Source organism: Pseudomonas sihuiensis, from assembly GCF_900106015.1.
GTDB classification, from domain to species: Bacteria; Pseudomonadota; Gammaproteobacteria; order Pseudomonadales; family Pseudomonadaceae; genus Aquipseudomonas; species Aquipseudomonas sihuiensis.
Genome location: NZ_LT629797.1, coordinates 430,449 through 456,046, shown reverse-complemented (window position 1 = coordinate 456,046; position 25,598 = coordinate 430,449). Strand labels below are relative to the sequence as shown.

At 62.0% G+C, this 25,598-nt stretch carries 21 protein-coding genes and 1 pseudogene; 8 read left to right on the top strand and 14 right to left on the bottom strand.

The genetic code is table 11. The features are described 5' to 3' along the window. Positions 1-207 precede the first annotated feature (207 nt). Entirely contained in the window at positions 208-1,674 is a 1,467-nt protein-coding gene (locus tag BLT86_RS02305; RefSeq protein ID WP_017677638.1) for a glyceraldehyde-3-phosphate dehydrogenase, read from the bottom strand. A gap of 131 nt (positions 1,675-1,805) precedes the next feature. Here BLT86_RS02305 and mfd point away from each other — a divergent pair, with 131 nt between their 5' ends. After that, the gene (mfd, locus tag BLT86_RS02300; RefSeq protein ID WP_090337341.1) at positions 1,806-5,243 is read left to right on the top strand and encodes a transcription-repair coupling factor; all 3,438 of its coding nucleotides are present in this window, start codon (positions 1,806-1,808) and stop codon (positions 5,241-5,243) included. A gap of 11 nt (positions 5,244-5,254) precedes the next feature. Continuing rightward, positions 5,255-5,776 carry a CsiV family protein gene (locus tag BLT86_RS02295; protein WP_090337343.1) on the top strand — a complete coding sequence of 174 codons (522 nt, stop codon included), beginning with the start codon at positions 5,255-5,257 and terminating at the stop codon, positions 5,774-5,776. Positions 5,777-5,933: 157 nt separating this feature from the next. Here BLT86_RS02295 and BLT86_RS02290 read toward each other — a convergent pair. From BLT86_RS02290 to BLT86_RS02275, 4 genes and pseudogenes are all read right to left on the bottom strand, one after another. Then, a pseudogene (locus BLT86_RS02290) lies at positions 5,934-6,672 on the bottom strand (S-methyl-5'-thioinosine phosphorylase). Positions 6,673-6,682: 10 nt separating this feature from the next. Continuing rightward, entirely contained in the window at positions 6,683-7,681 is a 999-nt protein-coding gene (gene nagZ / locus BLT86_RS02285) for a beta-N-acetylhexosaminidase (protein WP_090337347.1), read from the bottom strand. 12 nt (positions 7,682-7,693) lie between these two features. Then, positions 7,694-8,221, bottom strand: coding sequence for a L,D-transpeptidase (locus BLT86_RS02280; protein WP_045734555.1), 528 nt, complete (start codon positions 8,219-8,221; stop codon positions 7,694-7,696). Between the two features lie 53 nt (positions 8,222-8,274). Next, positions 8,275-8,982, bottom strand: a complete 708-nt coding sequence (locus BLT86_RS02275; protein WP_003462062.1) for a TetR/AcrR family transcriptional regulator — start codon at positions 8,980-8,982, stop codon at positions 8,275-8,277. A 228-nt stretch (positions 8,983-9,210) separates the two neighbouring features. Between BLT86_RS02275 and lexA the strand changes: the two genes are divergently transcribed. Further along, on the top strand, positions 9,211-9,825 hold the full coding sequence (gene lexA, locus BLT86_RS02270; protein WP_021488554.1) for a transcriptional repressor LexA: 615 nt from the start codon (positions 9,211-9,213) through the stop codon (positions 9,823-9,825). A gap of 9 nt (positions 9,826-9,834) precedes the next feature. Continuing rightward, complete coding sequence (gene sulA, locus BLT86_RS02265) at positions 9,835-10,308, top strand: SOS-induced cell division inhibitor SulA (RefSeq protein ID WP_017677645.1); 474 nt, start codon at positions 9,835-9,837, stop codon at positions 10,306-10,308. Between the two features lie 60 nt (positions 10,309-10,368). Here sulA and BLT86_RS02260 read toward each other — a convergent pair whose 3' ends face one another. From BLT86_RS02260 to topA, 3 genes are all read right to left on the bottom strand, one after another. Beyond that, the gene (locus BLT86_RS02260; protein ID WP_017677646.1) at positions 10,369-10,605 is read right to left on the bottom strand and encodes a hypothetical protein; all 237 of its coding nucleotides are present in this window, start codon (positions 10,603-10,605) and stop codon (positions 10,369-10,371) included. A gap of 80 nt (positions 10,606-10,685) precedes the next feature. Next, positions 10,686-11,204, bottom strand: a complete 519-nt coding sequence (locus tag BLT86_RS02255) for a DUF6586 family protein (protein WP_090337349.1) — start codon at positions 11,202-11,204, stop codon at positions 10,686-10,688. A gap of 128 nt (positions 11,205-11,332) precedes the next feature. Then, positions 11,333-13,942 (bottom strand): type I DNA topoisomerase, encoded by a 2,610-nt coding sequence (gene topA / locus BLT86_RS02250; protein WP_017677648.1) that lies wholly within the window; start codon positions 13,940-13,942, stop codon positions 11,333-11,335. On the opposite strand from topA, the gene BLT86_RS02245 reads away from it, so the two are divergent. Continuing rightward, positions 13,941-14,129 (top strand): hypothetical protein, encoded by a 189-nt coding sequence (locus BLT86_RS02245; RefSeq protein ID WP_064495897.1) that lies wholly within the window; start codon positions 13,941-13,943, stop codon positions 14,127-14,129. The genes topA and BLT86_RS02245 overlap by 2 nt on opposite strands. Positions 14,130-14,185: 56 nt before the next feature. On the opposite strand, the gene BLT86_RS02240 is transcribed toward BLT86_RS02245, so the two are convergent. From BLT86_RS02240 to fadB, 3 genes are all read right to left on the bottom strand, one after another. After that, positions 14,186-14,428, bottom strand: coding sequence for a DUF1653 domain-containing protein (locus BLT86_RS02240; RefSeq protein ID WP_017677650.1), 243 nt, complete (start codon positions 14,426-14,428; stop codon positions 14,186-14,188). Between the two features lie 73 nt (positions 14,429-14,501). Beyond that, entirely contained in the window at positions 14,502-15,677 is a 1,176-nt protein-coding gene (gene fadA, locus BLT86_RS02235) for an acetyl-CoA C-acyltransferase FadA (RefSeq protein WP_045734553.1), read from the bottom strand. A gap of 30 nt (positions 15,678-15,707) precedes the next feature. After that, complete coding sequence (fadB, locus tag BLT86_RS02230) at positions 15,708-17,855, bottom strand: fatty acid oxidation complex subunit alpha FadB (RefSeq protein WP_017677652.1); 2,148 nt, start codon at positions 17,853-17,855, stop codon at positions 15,708-15,710. Between the two features lie 469 nt (positions 17,856-18,324). On the opposite strand from fadB, the gene BLT86_RS02225 reads away from it, so the two are divergent. Then, positions 18,325-19,146, top strand: a complete 822-nt coding sequence (locus tag BLT86_RS02225; protein WP_090337351.1) for a hypothetical protein — start codon at positions 18,325-18,327, stop codon at positions 19,144-19,146. Positions 19,147-19,297: 151 nt separating this feature from the next. Next, entirely contained in the window at positions 19,298-19,747 is a 450-nt protein-coding gene (locus BLT86_RS02220) for a universal stress protein (RefSeq protein WP_017677654.1), read from the top strand. 91 nt (positions 19,748-19,838) lie between these two features. On the opposite strand, the gene BLT86_RS02215 is transcribed toward BLT86_RS02220, so the two are convergent. Beyond that, on the bottom strand, positions 19,839-20,525 hold the full coding sequence (locus BLT86_RS02215) for a DUF6901 family protein (protein ID WP_003462081.1): 687 nt from the start codon (positions 20,523-20,525) through the stop codon (positions 19,839-19,841). 14 nt (positions 20,526-20,539) lie between these two features. Then, positions 20,540-22,465, bottom strand: a complete 1,926-nt coding sequence (locus BLT86_RS02210) for an ATP-binding cassette domain-containing protein (protein WP_090337353.1) — start codon at positions 22,463-22,465, stop codon at positions 20,540-20,542. 236 nt (positions 22,466-22,701) lie between these two features. Between BLT86_RS02210 and BLT86_RS02205 the strand changes: the two genes are divergently transcribed. Next, complete coding sequence (locus tag BLT86_RS02205) at positions 22,702-24,630, top strand: transglycosylase SLT domain-containing protein (protein ID WP_075746474.1); 1,929 nt, start codon at positions 22,702-22,704, stop codon at positions 24,628-24,630. A gap of 56 nt (positions 24,631-24,686) precedes the next feature. Here the strand turns inward: BLT86_RS02205 and BLT86_RS02200 are convergent, their stop codons facing one another. Further along, the gene (locus BLT86_RS02200; RefSeq protein WP_045734547.1) at positions 24,687-25,493 is read right to left on the bottom strand and encodes an MOSC domain-containing protein; all 807 of its coding nucleotides are present in this window, start codon (positions 25,491-25,493) and stop codon (positions 24,687-24,689) included. Positions 25,494-25,598: the final 105 nt, after the last annotated feature.

Below are 25,598 nucleotides of genomic sequence, written 5' to 3'. Positions count from 1 at the left end.
AGGCGCCAAACCTGGGTAAAAAATCCGCTTGATTATAAAGACGCCCCCCGGCACTGACCACCCAAGCGCTTGCTTTTTTTGGCCTTTCGGTAACAGGGCGCAACAAACTCGATGCTGCCCGAGATCAACTCGACAACCTCGCCAGGCCAGATTCCGGGCATAAAAAAACGGGAGCCGAAGCTCCCGTTTTTTTTGCAACCTTGACGCTTAACGCGGGAAGGCCGGCGGGTTGACCCCAGCCATGTCTTCCATCACGCGCACCACCTGGCAGCTGTAACCAAACTCGTTGTCGTACCAGACGTACAGCACAACGCGGTTATCGTTGGCGATGGTGGCTTCGGCATCCACCACGCCGGCATGGCGCGAACCGACGAAGTCGGTCGATACCACTTCCTGCGAGCTGACGAAGTCGATCTGCTTCTGCAGATCCGAGTGCATGGCCATCTGGCGCAGGTACTCGTTGATCTCTTCGCGAGTGGTGGCCTTCTCCAGGTTCAGATTGAGGATGGCCATGGACACGTTCGGCGTCGGCACACGAATGGCGTTGCCGGTCAGCTTGCCTTTCAGAACCGGCAGCGCCTTGGCCGCAGCGGTAGCAGCGCCGGTTTCGGTGATGACCATGTTCAGCGCGGCGCTACGACCACGACGACTGCCTTTGTGGAAGTTGTCGATCAGGTTCTGGTCGTTGGTGTACGAGTGAACGGTCTCGACGTGACCGTTGACGATGCCGTACTGATCATTGACCGCCTTGAGCACCGGCACGATGGCGTTGGTGGTGCAGGAAGCCGCGGAGATGATCTTGTCCTCAGCGGTGATTTCGCTGTGGTTGATGCCGTGCACGATGTTCTTCAGCGCGCCCTTGCCAGGTGCGGTGAGAACGACGCGATCGACGCCCGGGCAGGCCAGGTGCTGACCCAAGCCCTCGGCATCACGCCACACACCAGTGTTGTCCACCAACAGTGCGTTCTTGATGCCGTACTGGGTGTAGTCGACTTCCTTCGGGTCCTTGGCATAGATCACCTGGATCAGGTTGCCGTTGGCCGTCAGGGTGTTGTTCTCTTCATCGATGGTGATGGTGCCGTTGAACTTGCCGTGTACCGAGTCACGACGCAGCAGGCTGGCACGCTTGACCAGATCGTTGCTGGCACCCTTACGCACAACAATGGCACGCAGGCGCAGGCCGTCGCCACCACCGGTCTTCTCGATCAGGATGCGCGCCAGCAGGCGGCCGATACGACCAAAGCCGTAGAGGACCACATCGGTGCCTTCACGACCGGAACCGTTCTGCTTGCCGACCACCTCGGCCAGCTCGTCCTTGACGAACTGCTCGACGCTGCGACCAGCGCCTTCGGCCTTGAACTTGGCAACCAGCTTGCCCAGGTCCACGGAGGCGGCGCCCAGCTTGAGCTCGCTCATGGCCTTGAGCATGGGGAAGGTGTCGTGCACCGACAGTTCAGCCTCATCGGCAAGGCGATGGCGAGCGAAACGGTGAGCCTTGAGGATGTCGATGACCGAACGGTTGATCAGGCCACGGCCATAGATCGAGGTCACCACATTGTTGTTGCGATAGAGCTGACCAATCAGCGGAATCATCGCTTCCGCGAGGGCTTCACGATCGATCCATTCACCGAGACACTGGTCGGGCTTCTGAGTCACGGGCAGTACCTTCCACATGTAGGGGCTGAAAAAAGGGGCTACATTATGACGGCGCGCGCGGGCATGAGCAATGCGCGCCTGTCGCGACTGACATTGACCACCAAGCCCCGCTACAATTCCCGGCCTTTCGTCACGACCGTGAGCCGCCCGTGTCCGTACTGCGTCTTCCGTCTCTACCGGCCAGCGCCGGCAAACAACAGTGGGGTAACCTGCCCGGCGCCGCGCTGTCTCTAACTATCGCCGAAGCGGCCAGCAATGCCGGACGCTTCACGCTGGTACTCACCGAAGGCAGCCAGAGCGCCGAGCGGCTGCAGGAAGAACTGGTGTTCTTCGCCCCCGACCTGCCAGTGCTGCACTTTCCCGACTGGGAAACCCTGCCCTACGATGTCTTCTCGCCGCACCAGGACATCATCTCGCAACGCATCGCAGCACTCTATCGCCTGCCGCAGCTGAGCCGCGGCATCCTCGTAGTGCCGATCACCACCGCCCTACACCGCCTGGCGCCGAAGCGCTTTCTGCTGTGTGGCAGCCTGGTGCTGGATGTAGGCCAGAAACTCGATGTGGAGCAGATGCGCGGCCGCTTGGAGGCCGCCGGCTACCGCTGCGTCGACACCGTTTACGAACACGGCGAGTTCGCCGTGCGCGGCGCATTGATCGATCTGTTCCCGATGGGCAGTGACACGCCCTACCGCATCGACCTGTTCGACGACGAAATCGAAACCCTGCGCACCTTCGACCCCGAGACCCAGCGCTCGGTGGACAAGGTCGAGTCGATCCGTCTGTTGCCGGCGCGTGAATTTCCGTTGGAAAAGAAAGCTGTCACCGATTTCCGCGGGCGTTTCCGCGAGCGCTTCGACGTGGATTTCCGTCGCTGCCCGATCTATCAGGACCTTTCCACCGGCATCACCCCCGCCGGCATCGAGTACTACCTGCCGCTGTTCTTCGAAGAGACAGACACCCTGTTCGACTACCTGCCAGGCGACACCCAGGTATTTTCCCTGCCCGGCATCGAAAAGGCTGCCGAGCATTTCTGGACAGATGCGCGGAGCCGCTATGAGGACCGCCGAGTCGACCCGGAGCGCCCGCTACTGCCACCTGCCGACATTTTCCTGCCGGTCGAGGACTGCTTCGCCCGCCTGAAGAGCTGGCCGCGCGTAGTGGTCAATCAGGACGATATCGAGCCCGGCGTCGGCCAGACCCGTTTTGACGCACGCGCCCTGCCCGACCTGGCGATTCAGGCCAAGGCCGGCGAGCCGCTGGCGGCGTTGCGCCGCTTTATCGAAGAATATCCAGGCCGCGTGCTGTTCTGCGCCGAATCAGCCGGTCGCCGCGAAGTGCTGCTGGAACTGCTCGCCCGCCTCAAGCTCAAACCCCGGGAAGTCGAGGGCTGGCCGGCCTTCGTCGCCAGCCCTGAACGCCTCAACATCTGCATCGCACCACTGGATGAAGGCCTGCTGCTCGACGACCTGGCACTGATCGCCGAAAGCCCGCTGTTCGGCCAGCGCGTGATGCAGCGTCGCCGCCGCGAAAAAGGCCGAGAAGGCGGCGACAACGTGATCAAGAACCTCACCGAGCTGCGCGAAGGCGCGCCGGTGGTACATATCGATCACGGCGTCGGCCGCTACCTGGGCCTGGTGACCATGGAGTTCGATGGCCAGGCCGCCGAATTCCTCGCCCTGCAGTATGCCGACGAAGCCAAGCTCTACGTACCCGTGGCCAGCCTGCATCTGATCGCCCGCTACACCGGCAGTGACGATGCCCTGGCGCCGCTGCATCGCCTCGGCTCGGAGGTCTGGCAGAAGGCCAAGCGCAAGGCGGCCGAACAGGTGCGCGATGTTGCCGCCGAGTTGCTCGACATCTACGCCCGCCGCGCCGCTCGCGAAGGCTTCGCCTTCCAGGACCCGGCACTGGACTACGCCACCTTCAGCGCTGGTTTCCCCTTCGAGGAAACCCCGGACCAACAGGCCGCCATCGATGCCGTGCGCGCCGACATGCTGGCCGGCAAGCCGATGGATCGCCTGGTCTGCGGCGACGTCGGCTTCGGCAAGACCGAGGTGGCCATGCGCGCCGCCTTCATCGCCGCGCACAGCGGCAAGCAGGTCGCCGTGCTGGTGCCCACCACCCTGCTCGCCCAGCAGCACTACAACAGCTTCCGCGACCGCTTCGCCGACTGGCCGGTGAAGGTCGAGGTGATGAGCCGCTTCAAGAGCGCCAGGGAAGTCGGCGAGGCCGTGCAGCAACTGGCCGAAGGCAAGGTGGATATCGTCATCGGCACGCACAAGCTGCTGCAGGACGACGTCAAGTTCCACAACCTCGGTCTGGCCATCATCGACGAGGAACACCGCTTCGGCGTGCGCCAGAAGGAACAGCTCAAGGCCCTGCGCAGCGAGGTCGACATCCTCACCCTGACTGCCACGCCAATCCCGCGCACGCTGAACATGGCCGTGGCCGGCATGCGCGACCTGTCGATCATCGCCACGCCACCAGCGCGGCGTCTGTCGGTGCGCACCTTCGTCATGGAAAGCAACAAGCCGACCATCAAGGAAGCGCTGCTGCGCGAGCTGCTGCGCGGTGGCCAGGTCTACTACCTGCACAACGATGTAAAGACCATCGAGAAATGCGCCAGTGAGCTGGCCGAGCTGGTGCCCGAAGCGCGTATCGGCATCGGTCACGGGCAGATGCGCGAACGCGATCTCGAGCAGGTGATGAGCGACTTCTACCACAAGCGCTTCAACGTGCTGGTGGCCTCGACCATCATCGAGACCGGTATCGACGTGCCTAGCGCCAACACCATCATCATCGACCGCGCCGACAAGTTTGGCCTGGCCCAGCTGCACCAGTTGCGCGGCCGTGTCGGTCGTAGCCACCACCAGGCCTACGCCTACCTGCTGACGCCACCGCGCAAGCAGATGACCCCGGATGCGGAAAAACGCCTGGAGGCCATCGCGGGCGCTCAGGACCTCGGCGCCGGCTTCGTCCTCGCCACCCATGACCTGGAAATCCGCGGCGCTGGCGAACTGCTTGGCGACGGCCAGAGCGGGCAGATTCAAGCGGTCGGCTTCACCCTCTACATGGAAATGCTCGAACGCGCGGTCAAGGCTATCCAGAAAGGCGAGCAGCCGAACCTCGACCAGCCATTGGGCGGCGGCCCGGAGATCAACCTGCGTGTACCGGCGCTGATCCCCGAGGACTACCTGCCCGACGTGCACAGCCGCCTGATCCTCTACAAACGCATCGCCAATGCCAGCGACGAGGACGGTCTGAAGGAGCTTCAGGTAGAGATGATCGACCGTTTCGGCCTGCTGCCGGAGCCGACCAAGAACCTCATGCGCCTGACCCTGCTCAAGCTGCAGGCCGACAAGCTCGGCATCAGCAAGGTCGACGCCGGCCCGCAGGGTGGACGAATCGAGTTCGCCGCGGAAACCTGCGTCGACCCGCTGACCCTGATCAAACTGATCCAGGCTCAGCCAAAACGCTACAAGTTCGAAGGCGCCACCGTCTTCAAGATCCAGGTGCCGATGGAGCGCGCGGAAGAACGCTTCAACACCCTGGAAGCCCTGCTCGAGCGCCTCGCGCCCACCACCTGAAGGACTCACACATGCGCCCATTGCACCTGATCGCCCTGCTGCTCTGCCTGCTGGCACCGAGCGCCTTTGCCGAACGTCTTTATCAGGTCGAATTGCTGGTATTCCGCCAGGCCGGCGAACCCGTCTTCGCCCCCAAGGTGGCACCGGACGACTGGGCGGGCACAGCATTGCCGATCACTGGCAACGAACGCCCGACAACGCTAGATGGCGAGGCGGCCAAGCTCAATCCGGGCAGCGGTTATCAGGTATTGCTGCACAAGGCCTGGAGCCAGACCATCGGCAGCTCGCCGAGCCGAGTGGCCGTCAGCAGCGGTGAAGAGCGCTTCGGCCATCAAGTGGTCGAAGGCACCCTGAGCTTTACTCAGGAGCGCTTTGCCGACCTGGACCTGGAGCTGTGGATCAACCAATTCAGCGGCGACGGCCTGCTCGAGAGCAGCGAGCACATGAAAGTGGCTCAGCGCCTGAAGGACAACAGCCTGACCTACCTGGACCATGGCAGCCTGGGCGCACTGGTACGCATCAGCCCGCTCTGAGCGGAAATCTGATGCCGCCAGCCTTGCGTAGGAGCCTCGCCCCAGGGCGAAGTTTTTCAAGTGCGCTCCGCCCTGATTCGCGGCGGGGCGCCGCGCCTACGGATTCGGCGCGTCGACGCCTGACTGACGGGCATTGACCGCTGCCTTTGTAGAGAAGCTAGTTACTCAGCACGCGTGCCAACACCGCCTTGACCGTCCCCATGCTCTGCTCGATCACTCGCTCGATCTCGGCCATGGTGATCAGCGCGCTGGATTTCCCCGCCGCCGGATTCACCACCAGCGCCAGGCAGGCATAGGGCAGCGCCAATTCGCGCGCCAACACCGCTTCGGGCATGCCGGTCATGCCTACTAGGTCGCAGCCATCGCGCTCCATGCGGGCGATTTCCGCCGCCGTTTCCAGTCGCGGCCCCTGAGTGCAACCATAGATTCCGTGATCGCTGAATGCCGCGTTTTCGGCCCGCAGCGCCGCCACCAACGCCTCGCGCAGTTGCTTGTCGTACGGCAGGCTGAAATCGACGTGGGTCACGTGCTCCAGATCGCCTTCGTAAAAGGTGTGCGCACGCCCGGAGGTGTAATCGATGATCTGATGTGGCACGGAGAAATGCCCAGCGCCCATGGCAGCATGAATCCCCCCCCACCGCATTGACCGCGACAATGGCCTTGGCGCCGGCCTGCTTGAGCGCCCAGAGGTTGGCCCGGTAGTTCACCTGATGCGGAGGAATCCGGTGCGGCTGGCCATGGCGGGCGAGAAACAGCACTTCGCGCCCGGCGTAACTGCCCCGCAGGATATCGGCGGAGGGCGCCCCGTAAGGGGTATCCAGCGGCAGCGCTTCGTGAATCGTCAACCCTTCCAGCTGGGTCAGGCCGGTGCCGCCGATAATGGCGTAGACAGTCATAGGCAGATCCTCAGTCGAGCAACTGTGCAGCTCTCAGGGCCGCCACAGCGGTAAGCCAGCGTGGCACCTGGCGGTATTCGGTAGTGGCATAACCACGGCCACGCATGCGTTCGAGGCGCGCAGGCGCTGTCACTCGCAGACGCTGCAAGGCACTGAGCGCCAGTTCGGCCGAAGCGCGGTCATTGCACACCAGGCCCATATCGCACCCCGCAGCCAGTGCCGCCTCGATACGCTTGCCGGCATCGCCGACCACATGGGCACCGGCCATGGACAGGTCGTCGCTGAAAATCACACCCTCGAAGCCCAACTCGCCGCGCAAGATGTCCTGCAACCAGCGACGGGAGAAGCCAGCCGGGTGCTCGTCAACCTGAGAATAGATGACATGCGCCGGCATCACTGCATCGAGCTCGTGCACCAGACGCTTGAACGGCTGCATGTCGCAAGCGCGGATATCATCGAGACTGCGCTCGTCGAGCGGGATGGCGACATGAGAGTCCGCCTCGGCCCAGCCGTGCCCGGGGAAGTGTTTGCCGGTAGCGGCCATCCCCGCCTGATGCATGCCGCGGATGAAAGCGGCCGCCAGCGTGGTGGCCCGCTGCGGATCACCCTCGAAGGCGCGACTGCCAACCACCGCACTGCGCTGGTGGTCGAGATCCAGTACCGGCGCGAAACTCAGATCCAGGCCAACCGCCAACACCTCGGCGGCCATCAGCCAGCCGCAATGCTCGGCCAGCTCCTCGGCATTGTCGTTGTCGGCGATGGCGCGCATCGCCGGCAGACGCAGAAAGCCCTGGCGCAGACGCTGTACCCGACCACCTTCCTGATCCACCGCCAGCAGCAGATCCGGGCGCAGGGCACGGATACTCTGGCACAGCTCGCGAACCTGGCGCGGCGATTCGATATTGCGGGCAAAAATGATCAGACCGCCCACTTCGGGCTGGCGCAGCATCTGGCGATCCTCGGCGGTCAACCAGGTGCCAGCGATGTCCATCATCAAAGAGCCTTGCATGAGTGTATTTCCTTACGTGAAGTCTTGGTCTGCAGCCCACTGCGGGCAGGGCGCCTCATCGATACGTACCTTGCAGTGCGGCGGTACGCGCTCGAAAAGCGCCAGCATGTCGGCGTTACGCAAACGAATGCAGCCATGGGACAACGGGGTACCCATGGGTTCCGTATCCGGTGTGCCATGCAGATAAATGTAACGGCGAAAGGTATCGACATCGCCCAGGCGATTGCGCCCCAGCTCAAGACCGCTTAGCCAGAGAACACGGGTGAGAATCCAGTCGCGGCCAGGAAACTGCTCGTGCAGCTCAGGTGACCACACCTCCCCTGTCCAGCGACGACCGCGCAATACGGCGGCCAGAGGCAAACCTGCGCCGATCTTCGCGCGTACCTGATGCAGCCCGCGCGGCGTACAGCCTGAACCGTTAAGTTCACCCACCCCATTGAACGCCGTGGAGACAGGCAAGCTCAGCAGCAGCCGCCCAGCACGAAAGCCGTAAAGCGCCTGGTCGGCAATGGAGATATGGAGTAAATCGAGATCGGACATGGGCCGCTAGCTTAGCAGGCCGCAGGGCGAAGCCAAGCCCACCTGCCGTCAGGTCAAACCTTGGGCGCGGCGCTCGGTGTCTTGCTGCGCGGTTTGAGTTGCGCGCCAGCCAAGGCGGGGTCGGCAACCCCAGTCTCAGAACGCATGCCTGCAGCCAGGAACGGCACCATCATGCGCATCACCTGCTCGATCGAGGTGTTGACGCCAAAATCGGTCTCGGCCATCGCCCGCAGCGCCTTGATGCCGGACATGCTGAACGCCGCGGCGCCAAGCATGAAGTGCACACGCCAGAACAGCTCAAGCGGCGGAATGCGCGGCGCAGCCTCATGCACCAGCAGCATGTAACGACGAAACACCTTGCCGTAGACCTCTTCCAGGTACTTGCGCAAGTGACCCTGACTCTGGCTGAAGGCCAAACCGAGCAGGCGCATGAAGATGGACAGGTCATTGCCGCTGCGCGGCTTAACGGCCAGGGCCTGCTCGACCAGAAGCTCGAGCAGCTCCTCCAGGGAAACCTGGGTTTCAGACTTGGCCTGACGGCGATCAAGTTCCTTTTCCAGGCTGGCGCAGAAAGGCCCGAGGAAACGCGAGAAGACCGCCTGAATCAGCGCCTTCTTCGAACCGAAGTGGTAATTGACGGCAGCCAGGTTGACCCCGGCCTTGCTGGTGATAAGACGCAGCGATGTCTCGGCGAAGCCTTTTTCCGCGAACAGCTGTTCCGCAGCATCGAGAATGCGTTCAACGGTTTCCGACTGAGCCATGAGTTATCACCTGACAAACACTTGTTTGAAACATACGTTTCATCCCACTGAATTGTCAAGCCGCATGAGCCGTCTTTTGGCCGGCTGGTCACAGCTTACAACAAGCAGAGACGCAGATTACCCGGCATGGGTAACAAGCCGGACGGCAGGCATCCAAAAAATGGACATTGCCAAGACTCGCTTACTGTATATAATCCCAGTCACTGTATAAAAAGACAGAGCCCAGCCATGCTGAAACTGACGCCACGCCAAGCCGAGATTCTCGCCTTCATCAAACGCTGCCTGGAAGACAACGGCTACCCACCCACCCGCGCGGAAATCGCTCAGGAACTGGGGTTCAAATCGCCCAACGCCGCAGAAGAGCACCTCAAGGCCCTCGCCCGCAAGGGGGCTATCGAGATGACTCCAGGCGCTTCACGCGGCATTCGCATTCCCGGCTTCGAGGCAGGTGCCGCGAACGAGGATGCGGGCCTCCCGGTAATCGGCCGTGTCGCCGCCGGCGCACCGATCCTTGCACAGCAACATGTCGAGGAATCCTGCCAGATCAATCCGGCATTCTTTCAGCCCAAAGCCGACTATCTACTGCGTGTACGCGGCATGAGCATGAAAGACATCGGCATCTTCGATGGCGATCTGCTCGCCGTGCACACCACCCGTGAAGCCCGTAATGGCCAGATTGTCGTCGCCCGTATCGACGATGAAGTGACGGTCAAACGCTTCAAGCGCGAGGGCAACAAGGTCTGGCTGATTGCCGAGAATCCTGAGTTTGCCCCGATCGAAGTGGACCTGGAACACCAGGATCTGGTCATCGAAGGTTTGAGCGTCGGTGTAATCCGCCGCTGAGGAGACACCATGTACGTGCAGCAGTCGTTCGAGCGCCCACAACTTCCCCTTTTCGACGCCTTTCTTGCCGGAACGTCGAGCGAGCCACGGTTAGCGACCAATGACATCACTCGTAGCGAGGATGATCAGGCGTTCAGCGAACTGGCCCTGCGTGGCGCTGCCGGTCACTGCCTGCACTTGCTGGCCCCGATTCTACGCGAGCTGAGCGAGAACCAGGATGCGCGCTGGCTGACCCTGGTGGCACCACCAGCAAGCCTTACGCAAAGCTGGCTGCGCGAAGCTGGCCTGAACCGTGAGCGTATTCTCCTGCTGCATCCACGGCAGGGGCAGAATGCCCTGGCACTGGCGGAAGAAGCCCTGAAGCTCGGGCGCAGCCATACCGTGATCAGTTGGCTGCATCCGGTCGAGAACAGCACTCGCCAGCGCCTTGCGCAGGCCGCCAATGCCGGCGGGGCGCAAAGCCTGAATATCAGCCTGGGCTAAAGATCCACCAACGAAAACGGGGCTCCATTGGAGCCCCGTTTGCGTTAAGCCGTAGCGGCTTCAGTGCAGAACGCGCGAGCCTTCTTCTTCACTACTGAAATCGCCTTCAGCCATTCGGCCAGCCATCTGCACGCCGACATTGAGCATGGCCTTGGCCACCTCGATGTGCTGCCCCTGCAGAAAAGCCTTGGCATCAGCGGAGAAGTCCAGAGTCACCAGCGCCTCTTCATCCTCTGCGCGACGCAGGGCAATACGCCCATCGGGCAGTTCGACGATTTCCAGGAAGGATGTTGGCATGGCTCAGTCTCTGTGCAAAAACACGACATTGTAACAGTCAGCCGGGGTCATCCCCAGCCCACTGGTCCAGTTAAACCCAATCAGCACTCGCTGAGGCCTTCGCGGAAACGCAGCACCAGCGCCTTGAGTTGCTGACGCCAGGCATCGACATCATCGAGGCTCAGCTCGGCCGGCTCTTCGCCAACGCTGACAGCGGTGATCAGCGGCATGGACGGATCGACCTTGGCCTTGCGCTCCTCACGCGGCGGCTGGAACAGCGCAGCATAGGCCGCCAGCAACTCGGCCAGCCAGGTTTCGCGCTGCTGCGCCAATTCGACCAACTCGGCCAGCTCAGGGCTGGGCGAGCCCTCAAGCACCGCCTGCTGCACGAAGGCCTCGACACGCGAAGGCGTAGCGTCGTTCATGCGGTAATAACCGGCAATCTCATGACACAGCCCGAGCAGCCCACCGTACAGGTGAAACAGCGCGGCTTCTCGCTCGGCCTGCACCAGCGCCTGCACATTGAACGCGAAGGACGCTTCGGCCTTGCGCCAGTTATCCAGGGCAATACCGGCGAAGAAAATCTTCTGGTTGGTACGGGTATAGATTTCTTTGGCCATTACGGCGACCTCCACAGCAGATCGGGTCATGATACGCGCGTCTGCCCTGCCTGACGCGCATCTCGTCAGGCATTCAGGGCGCCGCTGTTACGACGCCAGGCCGACGCGCGGCAGATCGTGACCAAACGCTAGCGCTTGTCCTCGACCTTCCACTTGCCGCCATCGTAGAACGCGCGCCAGCCAGTGGGTTTGCCATCGACCTCGGACTGCACGTACTGCTCCTTGGTCTTGCGGCTGTAGCGAATCACCGCAGGGCGACCATCGGGGTCCTTCTGCGGGGCATCGCAGAGGAAGTGGTACTTGGGGTCGATCTCGTGCTTGTGCGGGACGATCTCCAGCACCAGCGGCGCACGCGTCTCGCGGTTCTTGGGGAACTGGCTGGCAGCGAGGAACAGGCCCGATGCGCCGTCGCGCAGCACGTAGGTGTCGTCCACCTTCTCGCACTTGAGCTCCGGCATATCCACCTTGTCCATCTTCGGCGGCGCCGCTTCACCGTTCTTGAGCAACTTGCGGGTGTTCTTGCAGCTGGCATTGGTGCAACCGAAGAACTTGCCGAAACGGCCGGTCTTGAGCTGCATCTGGCTACCGCACTTGTCGCACTCCAGGCTCGGGCCTTCGTAGCCCTTGATGCGGTACTGGCCCTGCTCGATCTCGTAGCCGCTACAATCGGGATTGTTGCCGCAGATGTGCAGCTTGCGGGTTTCATCCAGCAGATAAGCATCCATGGCGGTGGCGCAGATCGGGCAGCGATGCTTGCCCAGCAGCACCAGGGACTCGGACTCGCCCTCATCATCGGCTGCGATCTCATCGCCCGGCACCAGGTTGATGGTGGCCTTGCAGCGCTCCTTCGGTGGCAGCGCATAGCCCGAGCAACCGAGGAACACGCCGGTGGAGGCGGTGCGGATCATCATCGGCCGGCCGCACTCGCGGCAGGGAATATCGGTCAGCGTCGGCTGGTTGGCACGCATGCCGCCCTCACCCGCCTCGGCCACTTCGAGCTTCTTCTTGAAATCACCGTAGAACTCGTCGAGCAGGTGCTTCCACTCGCGCTCGCCCTGGGCCACATCGTCGAGATGCTCTTCCATGGTGGCGGTAAAGCTGTAATCCATCAGGTTGGCGAAGCTTTCGTCGAGACGCTCGGTGACGATGTCGCCCATCTTCTCGGCATAGAAGCGACGGTTGTGCACCGTGACGTAGCCGCGATCCTGGATGGTGGAAATGATCGCCGCGTAGGTGGACGGGCGGCCGATACCGCGCTTTTCCAGCTCTTTGACCAGGCTGGCTTCGGAGTAGCGCGCCGGCGGCTTGGTGAAGTGCTGGCTGGGGTCGAGCTGGATCAGCTTGAGGCCCTCGCCTTCCTTCATTTCCGGCAGGACGTCGTCCTCGCCCGGCTTGCTCTGCTGCGGCAGCACACGGGTGTAACCGTCGAACTTGAGGATGCGGCCCTTGGCGCGCAGCTCGAAGTCGCCAGCAGCCACGGTGACACTGGTGGACAGGTACTCGGCCGGCGGCATCTGGCAGGCGACGAACTGACGCCAGATCAGGTCATACAGGCGCTCGGCATCACGCTCCATGCCGGACAGCTGGGTCGGGCGCAGATTGACGTCGGACGGACGAATCGCTTCGTGCGCCTCCTGGGCGCCTTCCTTGCTCGAATACAGGTTGGGCTTGCCCGGCAGGTACTTGTCGCCGTACTCGCTGCCGATGAAGCCACGCACCATCTCTACCGCGTCGTTCGACAGGTTGGTCGAGTCGGTACGCATGTAGGTGATGTAGCCCGCTTCGTACAAACGCTGAGCCATCATCATGGTTTTCTTCACCCCGAAGCCCAGGCGGTTGCTCGCTGCCTGCTGCAGGGTGGAGGTAATGAAGGGCGCCGAGGGTTTGCTGCTGGTCGGGCGGTCTTCGCGCTTGACCACGCTGTAGCTGGAAGCCTTGAGCTTCTCCAGCGCGGCCATGGCCTGCGCTTCATTGACCGGCTTGAAGGCTGCGCCACTTTCGCGCACTACCTCGAAACGCACCTTGGCGTTCTTCGCGGTGCCGAGGTCAGCGTGCACTTCCCAGTATTCTTCCGGGACGAAGGCGCGAATCTCTTTCTCGCGTGCAACGACCAGCTTCACGGCCACCGACTGCACACGACCGGCAGACAGGCCACGGGCGATCTTGGCCCACAGCAGCGGCGAGACCATGTAGCCCACCACGCGGTCGAGGAAGCGCCGCGCCTGCTGGGCATTGACGCGGTTGATGTCCAGCTCGCCCGGCTTGGAGAAGGCTTCCTGAATCGCCTTCTTGGTGATCTCGTTGAACACCACGCGCTTGTAGCGGCTGTCATCACCACCGATGGATTCGCGCAGGTGCCAGGCAATGGCTTCCCCTTCGCGATCCAAGTCGGTTGCGAGATAGATGGTGTCGGCATCCTTGGCCAGGCGGCGCAGTTCTTCGATCACCTTTTCCTTGCCGGGCAGGATCTCGTACTTGGCCTTCCAGCCGTGCTCGGGGTCGACGCCCATACGGGTGAACAGCTGGCGTTTGGCCTTTTCCTTGGGCGACAGCGCAGGCGCTTCACCAGCAGCAGCCTTGCCGCGCTTGGCAGGCTCCTTGGTGGCACTTGCCGAGCCGCTGGTAGGCAGGTCACGGATGTGGCCGATGCTCGACTTCACCACGTACTGGCTGCCCAGATACTTGTTGATGGTCTTGGCCTTGGCCGGGGATTCCACGATGACCAGCGATTTGCCCATGGATCAGAAAATTCCTGAATTGCGAAATATAGAAGGCACGAAGCCGGAGGTGTTTACAAAGCAGCGAGCGAAGGTCAGGCAAGGCGAAAACAGTCGAAAAAGCGCGCTGTACGAGCTGTACATGAGCATTTTGAGGCTGGTTTCAACGCAGCATGGCCGAGAGCAGCAATTTGTAGACGCCCTCTAAGGCCCCGCTATATATAGTGGCGACCAAGCGAAGGTCAAGCGCAGGGAGCTGCGCAGTCAGACTTGCGAAGCGCCGATGGGGCTGACTTCGGCCTGAATCAAAGCAAAGCGTGGAACGCGCTCGCCGTCCACTTCGATCTCTTCACAGAACATGCTCAGCGGTCTTACCCACAAGCCAAACTCGCCGTACAGCGCCTGGTAGACGACCACCTCTTCCTCGCTCTCGGAATGGCGTGCCACACCGAATACACGGTACTGCGGGCCTTTGTAGTGACGATAAAGTCCTGGCTGCAACTGCATGAGCGGTTCCCGAAATAAAAAGCCGTAAAAAGCAAAACCGGGGCACGGGGCCCCGGTTTCTGTCCGCTAACGCTTAAACGCGCTCGAAGACGGTGGTGATGCCTTGGCCAAGGCCCACGCACATGGTGGAAACACCCAAGGTGCCGCCGTTCTGTTTCATGACGTTGAGCAGGGTACCGGAGATACGGGCACCGGAACAACCGAAGGGGTGACCCAGGGCGATCGCGCCGCCGTGCAGGTTGACCTTCTCTTCCATCTTGTCGAGCAGTTTCAGGTCCTTCAGCACAGGCAGGGCCTGGGCGGCGAAGGCTTCGTTGAGCTCGACGAAATCGATGTCAGCCATGCTCAGACCTGCACGCTTGAGCGCCTTCTGAGTGGACGGTACCGGGCCGTAACCCATGATCGCCGGATCGACACCGGCAACGGCCATGGCGCGAACCACCGCCATCGGCTGGATGCCCAGATCCTGGGCGCGCTGGGCGCTCATGACGATCATGCAGGAGGCGCCGTCGGTGATCTGCGAGGAAGTACCTGCAGTCACGGTGCCGCCTTTCGGGTTGAACGCAGGTTTCAGCGCAGCCAGGCTCTCGAGGGTGGTTTCCGGACGAATGGTTTCGTCGAAGTCGTACACCTTGAGGAAGCCGTTCTCGTCGTAGCCTTGCATCGGGATGATTTCATCCTTGAACTTGCCTTCGACGGTGGCCTTGTGCGCCAGACGGTGCGAGCGCTCACCGAAGGCGTCCTGCGCCTCACGGCTGATGCCATGCATCTTGCCCAGCATTTCTGCGGTCAGGCCCATCATGCCGGACGCCTTGGCGGCGTACAGCGACAGGTGCGGGTTCGGGTCGACACCATGCATCATGCCGACGTGGCCCATGTGTTCCACACCGCCGACGACGAACACGTCACCGTTGCCGGTCTGGATCGCCTGCACGGCAGTGTGCAGGGCGCTCATCGACGAACCGCACAGACGGCTGACGGTCTGGCCGGCACTGGTGTGCGGGATCTGGGTCATCAGCGACGCCATGCGCGCGATGTTCCAGCCCTGCTCCAGGGTCTGGTTGACGCAGCCCCAGATCACGTCCTCGACTTCAGCCGGGTCGATCTTGGCGTTGCGCTCCAGCACTTTGCTGATCAGGTGCGCGGACATGGTCTCGGCGCGGGTATTGCGGTGCATGCCGCCCTTGGAACGACCCATCGGGGTACGACCGAAGTCGACGATCACTGCATCTCTAGGATTCAGGCTCATATTTCTACTCTCGCTCTGTTCGCTGCACGATTAACCGAAGAACTTCTGGCCCTTGGCGGCCATTTCGCGAAGTTTTGCGGTCGGGTGGTACAGGGCGCCCAGCTCGGCATACTTGTCAGCCAGGGCGACGAATTCAGCAACACCGATGGAATCGATGTAGCGCAGCGCACCGCCACGGAAGGGAGGGAAGCCGATACCGTAGATCAGGCCCATGTCGGCCTCGGCTGCGGTGTCGACGATGCCGTCTTCCAGGCAACGAACGGTTTCCATGCACAGCGGGATCATCATGAAGTTGATGATGTCCTCGTCGGTGACTTCACGCTCTTCGACTACGATGGACTTGAGCAGCTCGTAAGCAGCCGGGTCGGTGACCTTCTTCGGCTTGCCGCGCTTGTCGGTCTCGTAGGCATAGAAGCCCTTGCCGTTCTTCTGACCCAGGCGATTGGCGTCGTACATCACGTCGACGGCAGTCTTGCCTTCGACAGCCATACGATCCGGGAAGCCTTCGGCCATCACGTCACGGCCGTGGTGGCCGGTGTCGATGCCGACCACGTCGGAGAGGTAAGCCGGGCCCATGGGCCAGCCGAACTTCTCCATCACCTTGTCGATACGCACGAAGTCGACGCCGAAGCCCAGGAGCTTGGAGAAGCCGCCGAAGTACGGGAACAGTACGCGGTTGACCAGGAAGCCGGGACAATCGTTGACCACGATCGGGTTCTTGCCCATCTTCTTGGCGTAGGCAACGGTGGTGGCCACGGCCACTTCGCTGGACTTCTCGCCACGGATGACTTCCACCAGCGGCATCATGTGCACCGGGTTGAAGAAGTGCATGCCGACGAAGTTTTCCGGACGCTTGAGCGCCTGGGCCAGCAGGGAGATGGAGATGGTCGAGGTGTTGGAGGCCAGGATGGCGTCTTCACGCACCGCATCTTCCACCTCGGCCAGCACGATTTGCTTGACCTTGGGGTTCTCGACCACGGCTTCGACGACGATGTCGACGTTGCCGAAATCGCCGTAGGACATGGTCGGACGGATGGCGTTGAGGGCTTCGGCCATCTTCGCCGGGGTCATGCGGCCTTTCTCGACGCGCTTGCCGAGCAGCTTGGAAGCCTCGTTCAAGCCCATCTGGATACCCTCTTCACGGATATCCTTCATCAGGATCGGGGTGCCCTTGGAGGCCGACTGATAGGCGATGCCGCCACCCATGATGCCGGCGCCGAGTACGGCGGCCAGTTTCACGTCGCGAGCGATCTCGTCGTGGTGCTTGGCTTTCTTCTTCAGTTCCTGATCGTTGAGGAACAGACCAATCAGGCTCTCGGCAACCGAGGTCTTGGCCAGCTTGACGAAGCCGGTGGCCTCGACTTCCAGCGCCTTGTCACGACCGAAGTTGGCGGCTTTCTGAATGGTCTTGATCGCCTCGACCGGAGCCGGGTAGTTCGGGCCGGCCTGGCCAGCGACGAAGCCCTTGGCGGTCTCGAAGCACATCATCTGCTCGATGGCGTTGAGCTTGAGCTTTTCCAGCTTGGGCTGACGCTTGGCCTTGTAGTCCAGCTCACCGGAGATGGCGCGCTTGACCAGATCGAGAGCGGCGGCCTGCAGCTTGTCTGCACTGACCACGGCATCGACGGCGCCCACTTTCAGGGCGTCTTCGGCACGGTTTTCCTTGCCCGAAGCGATCCACTCCACGGCGTTGTCGGTACCGATCACACGCGGCAGGCGCACGGTGCCGCCGAAGCCCGGGTAGATGCCCAGTTTGACTTCCGGCAGGCCGATCTTGGCACTGGCGCTCATCACGCGATAGTCGGCGGCCAGGCACATCTCGAAACCGCCACCCAGGGCGATGCCGTTGATGGCGACGACGGTCGGCACGGCGAGGTCTTCGAAATCACTGAAGATCTTGTTGGCTTCCAGGTTGCCAGCCACCAGCTCTGCGTCGGGCAGTTTGAAGTTGTCGACGAACTCGGTGATATCGGCGCCGACGATGAACACGTCCTTGCCACTGGTGACAATCACGCCCTTGATCGAACCGTCAGCCTTGATCGCGTCGACGGAGGCGCGCAGCTCGTTGAGGGTAAGACGGTTGAATTTGTTGACGGACTCACCCTTGAGGTCGAACTTCAATTCGACGATGCCGCTCTCAAGAGCCTTAACCGTGATGGCTTTACCTTCGTAAATCATCAACTGATCTCCACGGTATGGAAGCTGAACAGTACACATCGGAGCCAACCGGCAGGCCAGCCCGCGGCAGCGCCGCACGAGCATAGCCCCAATCGGTACGACACACCCACCGACGCGATATTCGGGCTGCATATGGCGCGCCTAACAAGGCAAACGCTCAATTCATACGCCCGTTTGATTTGGGTGTGCACACCTTCACGGAAAAGCCTGCACTTGTCAATTGGCCTCTTTTCGTCGATTTCCCGACGATTTCTGCAGGCCTGGTCATTCGTGGCTTCCAGCCGGCTCCGATAAACAGCGTCAATAACGCACCATTGCGAGGGTTTTCCTGCTTGGTATAGACACGCCGAGGCGCCTAGCCAAATCGCCCCGCTGCGGGTACAGTCGTCTCACTTTCAGCTGGCACAGCGCCACCTGAGGGCAATACAAAAACAAATCGAGCCCCACGATGGGCCACACGGAGTCGCCAATGTCGAGCCGCCGTTCGCTTGCATTTCCCCTGAGCGCCCTGCTCCTTTTCGTCTTCACGTCGCTCTCCTCCTCCTTGCTCAGCGCTGCGCCAGCCGATGATCTGCTGCGTCTGCACCAGCTGCGCCTGGCAACCCAGAAAAGTCTGGGCGACTTCTACATGTATAACGGCATGGAAGGCGATCAGCGCTACGCGCGAATGATTGGCGAGTCCCTTCAGGAAGGCCAAGCGCACCTGGACGGCCTGGGCGAAATGCCCGGCGATGCAAGCAAGGCGCTACGCGCGCAGCTGCAAACCAATTGGCAAAGTTACCGCAGCGGGCTCCAGGCACTGATGGAAGCCATGCGCAGCCAGGGTTTCACCGACCTGCAACCCGTCGCCGATCTGGCTGAGAACAACCAACGCATCATGGCCATTGGTCAGGAGCTGTATCAGAAGATTCAGCAAGAAAGCGGTTTCAGCGTACCGCAGCTGACGCAGAAGAGCCGTGAGCAGAGCCTGCTGATGCAGAACATCGCTCTGGACTACGCTTCACGCAGTGCCTCGGTCGGCGCCAGCTTCTTCGGCGGCGGCGAAGAACGCGCCATCGACGAGCTTGCTGGCGAATTCGCCAGCAAGCTGAACAACCTCAGCGCCGCCCAGCAGAACACCCCGGAGATCAATGCGGCCCTGAACTCCATCGGCACCAAATGGCGTTACATCGAGAAATCCCTGCGCAACTACAACGAAAACACCGTACCTTTCCTGATCAGCAAGTATTCCGACAGCATCATCGAAGGCCTGGAAGCCGTTGCCGCCCAGTACGCCACCAGCCAACACTGATGCTCCATGTTTCCGGCCTGCCTGGCCCAACTCTTGCCCGGTGCTAGCACCGGGCTTTTCTTTGCCTTTTTCACGACCAGTCGCCCTATCCCACACAATGGGGCCATACTTGAGACAGAGCCATTTGCCCCCCTTTAAGGAGGATTTCACCATGCCCTACCAGCACATTCTGGTCGCCGTCGACCTGACCGAGGAATGCGACCCTGTCGTGACACGTGCGCAGAAGCTGGCGAAGGCCAGTGGCGCCAAGATGTCTCTGGTGCATATCGTCGAACCCATGGCCATGGCCTTCGGTGGTGACGTGCCGATGGATCTGTCGATGCTGCAGCAACAACAGTTCGAGCAGGCACGCGAGCGCCTGGACAGCTTTACCGGCAAGTACCCGGAACTCACCGCTGATCAGCGTCACCTGGCCTACGGGCAACCGCGCCAGGAAATTCACCGACTGGCCGAAGAACAGGGTTGCGACCTGATCGTGGTCGGCAGCCATGGCCGCCACGGCCTGGCGCTGTTGCTGGGCTCGACTGCCAATGACGTACTGCACGGCGCGCCCTGCGATGTACTCGCAGTGCGCCTGAAGAAAGGCGAAAAAGGCGCTTGAGATCGCGTCGCGGCTGAAGCCCCTCCCACAGTAGCCGCGTTGGCTCTGCCCGCGGGAGGCGCTTCAGCGGCGAGCTTTTTTGGCTTCAGCCCTACTCGAACGAATCGCCCGCGCTCATGACCAGCGGGCGAATCTTCTGCAGCTGGGTCTCCAGCGACACCGTCATGCTCGATGACATCGAGAAGAAGGTGAGGAAGGCCTTGAGGTTGGAGTCGCCTTCACAGGTGTCGTGAATGCGCTGCCAGAAAGCCTGATTGACCAGCTTCAGTTGCTGGAACAGGCGCACCAGCCCTTTCAGCTCCCAATCGGCCAGACGCCCCTCGCGCATGTTGAAATACTGCCGCGTCAGGTACAGCGATACCGCGCGCAGGATGAATTCCTGATTGTTGGCAAAGGGCAGATGGTGCTGCGCCATGGGTTTCAGGCGCGCCAGCACCGGGCAGGCGCTGGTGGCCATGATCACCCCGAGCAGCGCACGCAGGCCCTCCTCCAGGCCGACCTGCTTGGTGTACTCACGCTCCGGTGTGCGCACCCAGACGCTGGCCTTCTTGAAGGCTGGCAGGCCACGAAAATCCTCGATCACCCGATGCAGATCGACCGCTGCCGGACAATGGCTGAACTGCTCGCGACTCAGCGGACAATTGCTGCATTGCTGATGTTCAAGGCGCGTCCAGGCGGGGGCCTGTTGCGCCTGGACGGGGTCATATTCGCGGTTCAGCTCGATCCGGTAGCTGAACTGATGATTGTCGTCGAGAGTAATACGGTACTCGATGGCCATTGTCCGTTCCTTCGTCAGCCTTCCAGCTCTGCCCAGCGCTCGAGCAACTCGTCCATTTCCTTCTGCAAGCCCTCGAGACGCGCCAATACTTCCGTGGTGACCTGCACCGGCTGCTGGTAGAAGGCAGGATCGGATACCTGCTCCTGTACCGCGGCCATTTCCTGCTCCAGGGCATCGATCTGCCCGGGAATCGCTTCCAGCTCGCGCTGTAGCTTGTAGCTTAGTTTCTTCTTCGCCGGCTCGACGCTCTCTTGCACGGCAGTCACTGCGGCCGCGGCCGGCGCTTCGACGATGGCCGTGGCCAGTTCGGCCTTGCCGGACTTGCTTTCACCCACACCGAGCAGGCGCGGTGAGCCGCCCTGGCGCAGCCAATCCTGGTAGCCGCCGACGTACTCGCGCACCTTGCCTTCACCCTCGAACACCAGGGTGCTGGTCACCACGTTGTCGAGGAAGGCACGGTCGTGGCTGACCATCAGCACGGTGCCAGGGAAGTTGAGCAGTACTTCTTCGAGCAGTTCCAGGGTTTCTACGTCCAGGTCGTTGGTCGGTTCGTCGAGCACCAGCAGGTTGGCCGGCTTGCTGAACAACTTGGCGAGCAACAGTCGTGCCCGTTCGCCGCCCGATAGCGCTTTGACGGGCGTACGGGCACGTTGCGGGCTGAACAGGAAGTCGCCCAGATAGCTCAGTACATGACGGTTCTGGCCGTCGATAGTGATGAAATCGCGGCCTTCGGCGACGTTGTCGATTACCGTCTTCTCCGGCTCGAGCTGGTGACGTAATTGGTCGAAATACGCCACTTCCAGTTTGGTGCCGACCTCGATCTTGCCGCTGCTCGGTTGCAGGTCGCTGAGTAACAGCTTGAGCAGAGTGGTCTTGCCGGTACCGTTGGCGCCAAGCAGGCCGATACGGTCACCGCGCTGCAGGACCATGGAGAAATCCTTGACCAGGAAGGGTCCGCCGGCATGGGCGAAACTGACGTTCTCCGCCACCATCACCTGCTTGCCGGACTTGTCCGCAGTATCGAGCTGGATATTCGCCTTGCCCTGGCGCTCGCGTCGCTCGCTGCGTTCGGCACGCATCGCCTTGAGCGCACGTACACGCCCTTCGTTACGGGTGCGACGGGCCTTGATGCCCTGACGAATCCACACCTCTTCCTGGGCCAGGCGCTTGTCGAACAGCGCATTGGCGGTTTCCTCGGCAGCCAGTTGCTGCTCTTTGTGTACCAGGAAGCTGGCGTAGTCGCCGTTCCAGTCGATCAGGCCGCCACGGTCCAGTTCGAGGATGCGCGTGGCCAGGTTCTGCAGGAAGGAGCGGTCGTGGGTAATGAAGAGTACGGCGCCGCCAAAGTCTTTCAGCGCCTCTTCCAGCCAGGCGATGGCGCCGATGTCCAGGTGGTTGGTCGGCTCATCGAGCAGCAGCAGATCCGGCTCGGACACCAGTGCCTGCGCCAGCAGTACGCGACGACGCCAGCCCCCGGAGAGCTCGGCCAGGGTCTTGTCGGCCGGCAACTGCAGGCGGCTCAGGGTGCTGTCGACCAGTTGCTGCAGGCGCCAGCCGTCTTTGGCTTCCAGCTCCTGCTGCACGTGCATCAGTTGCTCGAGGTCGTCGTCGCCGTGAATGTTCTGCGCCAGATGGTGATAACGCGCCAACAATTCGCCAACGCCGGCAAGGCCTTCGGCGACCACATCGAACACCGTGCGCTCGTCGGCGCGCGGCAGCTCCTGCGGCAGCTCGCCGATCTTCAGCCCTGGTGCACGCCAGATTTCGCCGTCGTCGGGCATCTGGTCGCCCTTGACCAGACGCAGCATGCTCGATTTGCCGGTGCCGTTGCGGCCGATGATGCACACACGCTCGCCCCGCGCGATCTGCCAGGACACTCCATCGAGCAGGGGCATGGCGCCATAGGCGAGGGATACGTCGGCAAACTTGAGCAGGGTCATGGGCATCTCCAGAAACAGGGGGCGCATTCTACCCGAGTTGCCGGCCGGCTGTTGCCGTTTCCACAGACGCAACAGATGTCACCCCTGCTCATCATCTGGCGCAGGCAAAGCGCATCTTTGCTACATGTGTCCATCTGGCCCGACGGCATTCACCGCACCCCGATGAAGCGCTAAGCTAGAGCCATGCAACGACACGGATCGTGTTGCCCCATACCTCTGCTTCTCCTGGAAATGCCATGCGCAGTCGCTTTCTCTCTGTAGTTTCCTGTCTGATTCTCACCGCCACCGGCATCGCCAGTGTCGAAGCTGCCAGCCTCACCCAGCAGCGCCAGTACTATGATGAGGCCAAGCGGGCCTTGGCCAAGGGCGACAGTGGCCCTTATCGCCAGTACGCCAGCGCGCTACGCGATTACCCTCTGACACCTTATCTGGCCTATGACGAGCTGACTAACCGACTCAAGTCGGCCAGCAATGCCGAGATCGAGAAATTTCTCGCCGAGCACGGTGACCTGCCCCAGGCCAGCTGGATGAAACTGCGCTGGTTGCGCTGGCTGGCCGAGCGTGGCGACTGGAAGCCCTTCCTCGATCACTACGATGCCAAGCTCAACTTCACCGAACTGGACTGCCTCTACGGCCAATACCAGCTCAGCCACGGCCTGACCGCCGAAGGCAACGCCACTGCCGAGAAGCTCTGGCTGGTGGGCAAATCCCAACCCAACGCCTGTGACCCACTGTTCGAGCGCTGGGCCGCCAATGGCCAGCTCACCGAGCAGCGTCGCTGGCAGCGCACCAAGCTGGCGGTGGAAAGCGGCAACTACGGCCTGGCCAACTTCCTGATCAAAGGCATGCCAACGCTCGGCGAGCGCGGCAAGCTGATGGTCGAAGTGGCGCAGAAACCGCAGCTATTGAAAAACACCGCGCGCTTCGCCCCCGCCGATGACGCCATGAGCGACGTGGTCGGCCTCGGCTTGCGTCGCCTGGCTCGGCAGAGCCCGGAAGATGCCCTGGCCCTGCTCGACGGCTACGCCCAACGCATGAAGTTCTCCGCCGACGAGCAGGTCGCCATCGCCCGGCAGATCGGCCTGCGCCTGGCACAACGCTTCGACCTGCGCGGTCTGCAGGTCATGGCCAAGTACGACCCGCAACTGCGTGACAACACCGTCAGCGAATGGCGTGCGCGTCTGCTGCTGCGTCACGGCCGCTGGGAAGAGGCCTACCAGCTGACCCAGAACATGCCGTCCGACCTGGCCAGCAGCAACCGCTGGCGCTACTGGAATGCGCGCAGCCTGCAATTGGCGCAACCCAACAGCCAGCAACCGGCGGTGCTGTTCCAGGCATTGGCGAAGGAACGCGACTTCTATGGTTTCATGGCCGCTGATCAGGTCAAGGCGCCTTACGCCCTGAATAACCAGCCGCTGGCGCTCGATCCCAAGGTGGTGCAGAAGGTACGCAATACCGCCGGTATCAAGCGCGCCATGGAGTTCCATGCTCGTGGCCAGATCGTCGACGGTCGCCGCGAGTGGTATCACGTCAGCCGCCTGTTCAGCCGTGATGAACTGGTGGCCCAGGCGCGCCTGGCCTACGAAATGGAATGGTACTTCCCGGCCATCCGCACCATCAGCCAGGCCCAGTACTGGGACGACCTGGAAGTGCGCTTCCCCATGGCGCATCGCAACGAGTTGGTACGCGAAGCCAAGCGCCGTGACCTGCATTCGAGCTGGGTGTTTGCAATTACCCGCCAGGAAAGCGCGTTCATGGCCGACGCCCGCTCCCACGCCGGCGCCATGGGCCTGATGCAACTGATGCCGGCCACTGCCAAGGAAACCGCGCGCAAGTTCGGCATTCCCCTGGCTTCACCGCAGCAGGTACTCAACCCGGATACCAATATCCAGCTGGGCGCTGCGTACCTGAGCCAGGTTTATGGCCAGTTCAACGGCAACCGCGTACTTGCGTCGGCCGCCTATAACGCCGGCCCCGGCCGCGTGCGCCAGTGGCTGCGCGGCGCCAATCACCTCAGTTATGACGTCTGGGTGGAGAACATTCCGTTCGATGAGACCCGCCAGTACGTGCAGAACGTGCTGTCCTACTCGGTGATCTACGGCCAGAAACTCAACGCGCCGCACCCGCTGGTGGCGTGGAACGAGCGTTTCTTCGACGATCAGTAAAAGAAAAGCCCCGATCAGACAGCATCTGATCGGGGCTTGCTATGACACCTGCCCAGCTATTCCAACACTTCTACCGTCATGCCCAACTGCAGTTCGCCGACACCGCGTGGCAACAGGTTCTGCCCGAAGAACACGTCACCTTCACGTTCACGATAGGTCTTGAGCGTGGCCAGCGGCTCACGCTGGGCGTTGCGCTCGCCGGTCTGCGGGTCGATGGTGGTGAGGATGCAGCGCGAGCAGCCCTTGGCCACCTCGAACTCCACCTCGCCAATACGAATACGCTTCCAGCTGTCTTCGGCATAAGGCTCACTGCCGGTGACGACCAGGTTTGGGCGAAAACGCAGCATGGACAGTGGCTGCCCGACTCGCTGGGAAAGATCGTCCAGCGATGCCTGGCCAATCAACAACAGCGGAAAGCCATCGGCGAAGGCCACGCGATCCCCCGGCTGCGCATAGGCAGTGTCGACTTGGCGGGTGCGGCCTTCCGGCACCTGCACCAGGCGGCAAGGCTTGCCCAGCAAGTCGCTGAGCCAGGCGGCCGCTGAATCGCCGGCATCCGGCACGCGCAGGCTGTCACGCCAGACGACGACGCCACGCAGATCCTGCTCGGGGTCAGGCAGCGCCACGGACAGATCCTCACGACCCGGCGCACTCAAGGTCAGGCCCCCGCGCGCATCGTACAGGGCGCTCAACTGGCTCATCTGCGGCAGCAGACGTTGGGTGATGAAGCGGCCGTTGTCGGCGTCGACCAGCATCCAGCGCCGATCACCATGCAGCCCTAGTCCGTCGACCGCACTGCGCTGCAAGGCCTCGCCGCGGCCGGACTTGAGCGGGTAACGGTACAGCCCCGAGAGACTCAGCATGGGTCAGCTTCCTGTCGGCAAAACGCCGTTATACGAGTTGACGGCGATGCTCACAAGCACCGAGACCCAGAAAACGCTGCTCGTTCGACGGCAACGCCCGGCAGG

Excerpts from the sequence above, each read along its gene's own strand:
- BLT86_RS02305 (WP_017677638.1), bottom strand. The coding sequence starts at position 1,674 with ATGTGGAAGGTACTGCCCGTGACTCAGAAGCCCGACCAGTGTCTCGGT.
- BLT86_RS02295 (WP_090337343.1), top strand. The coding sequence starts at position 5,255 with ATGCGCCCATTGCACCTGATCGCCCTGCTGCTCTGCCTGCTGGCACCG.
- nagZ (WP_090337347.1), bottom strand. The coding sequence starts at position 7,681 with ATGCAAGGCTCTTTGATGATGGACATCGCTGGCACCTGGTTGACCGCC.
- BLT86_RS02280 (WP_045734555.1), bottom strand. The coding sequence starts at position 8,221 with ATGTCCGATCTCGATTTACTCCATATCTCCATTGCCGACCAGGCGCTT.
- BLT86_RS02275 (WP_003462062.1), bottom strand. The coding sequence starts at position 8,982 with ATGGCTCAGTCGGAAACCGTTGAACGCATTCTCGATGCTGCGGAACAG.
- lexA (WP_021488554.1), top strand. The coding sequence starts at position 9,211 with ATGCTGAAACTGACGCCACGCCAAGCCGAGATTCTCGCCTTCATCAAA.
- sulA (WP_017677645.1), top strand. The coding sequence starts at position 9,835 with ATGTACGTGCAGCAGTCGTTCGAGCGCCCACAACTTCCCCTTTTCGAC.
- BLT86_RS02260 (WP_017677646.1), bottom strand. The coding sequence starts at position 10,605 with ATGCCAACATCCTTCCTGGAAATCGTCGAACTGCCCGATGGGCGTATT.
- BLT86_RS02255 (WP_090337349.1), bottom strand. The coding sequence starts at position 11,204 with ATGGCCAAAGAAATCTATACCCGTACCAACCAGAAGATTTTCTTCGCC.
- BLT86_RS02245 (WP_064495897.1), top strand. The coding sequence starts at position 13,941 with ATGGATCAGAAAATTCCTGAATTGCGAAATATAGAAGGCACGAAGCCG.
- topA (WP_017677648.1), bottom strand. The coding sequence starts at position 13,942 with ATGGGCAAATCGCTGGTCATCGTGGAATCCCCGGCCAAGGCCAAGACC.
- BLT86_RS02240 (WP_017677650.1), bottom strand. The coding sequence starts at position 14,428 with ATGCAGTTGCAGCCAGGACTTTATCGTCACTACAAAGGCCCGCAGTAC.
- fadA (WP_045734553.1), bottom strand. The coding sequence starts at position 15,677 with ATGAGCCTGAATCCTAGAGATGCAGTGATCGTCGACTTCGGTCGTACC.
- fadB (WP_017677652.1), bottom strand. The coding sequence starts at position 17,855 with ATGATTTACGAAGGTAAAGCCATCACGGTTAAGGCTCTTGAGAGCGGC.
- BLT86_RS02225 (WP_090337351.1), top strand. The coding sequence starts at position 18,325 with ATGTCGAGCCGCCGTTCGCTTGCATTTCCCCTGAGCGCCCTGCTCCTT.
- BLT86_RS02220 (WP_017677654.1), top strand. The coding sequence starts at position 19,298 with ATGCCCTACCAGCACATTCTGGTCGCCGTCGACCTGACCGAGGAATGC.
- BLT86_RS02215 (WP_003462081.1), bottom strand. The coding sequence starts at position 20,525 with ATGGCCATCGAGTACCGTATTACTCTCGACGACAATCATCAGTTCAGC.
- BLT86_RS02210 (WP_090337353.1), bottom strand. The coding sequence starts at position 22,465 with ATGACCCTGCTCAAGTTTGCCGACGTATCCCTCGCCTATGGCGCCATG.
- BLT86_RS02205 (WP_075746474.1), top strand. The coding sequence starts at position 22,702 with ATGCGCAGTCGCTTTCTCTCTGTAGTTTCCTGTCTGATTCTCACCGCC.
- BLT86_RS02200 (WP_045734547.1), bottom strand. The coding sequence starts at position 25,493 with ATGCTGAGTCTCTCGGGGCTGTACCGTTACCCGCTCAAGTCCGGCCGC.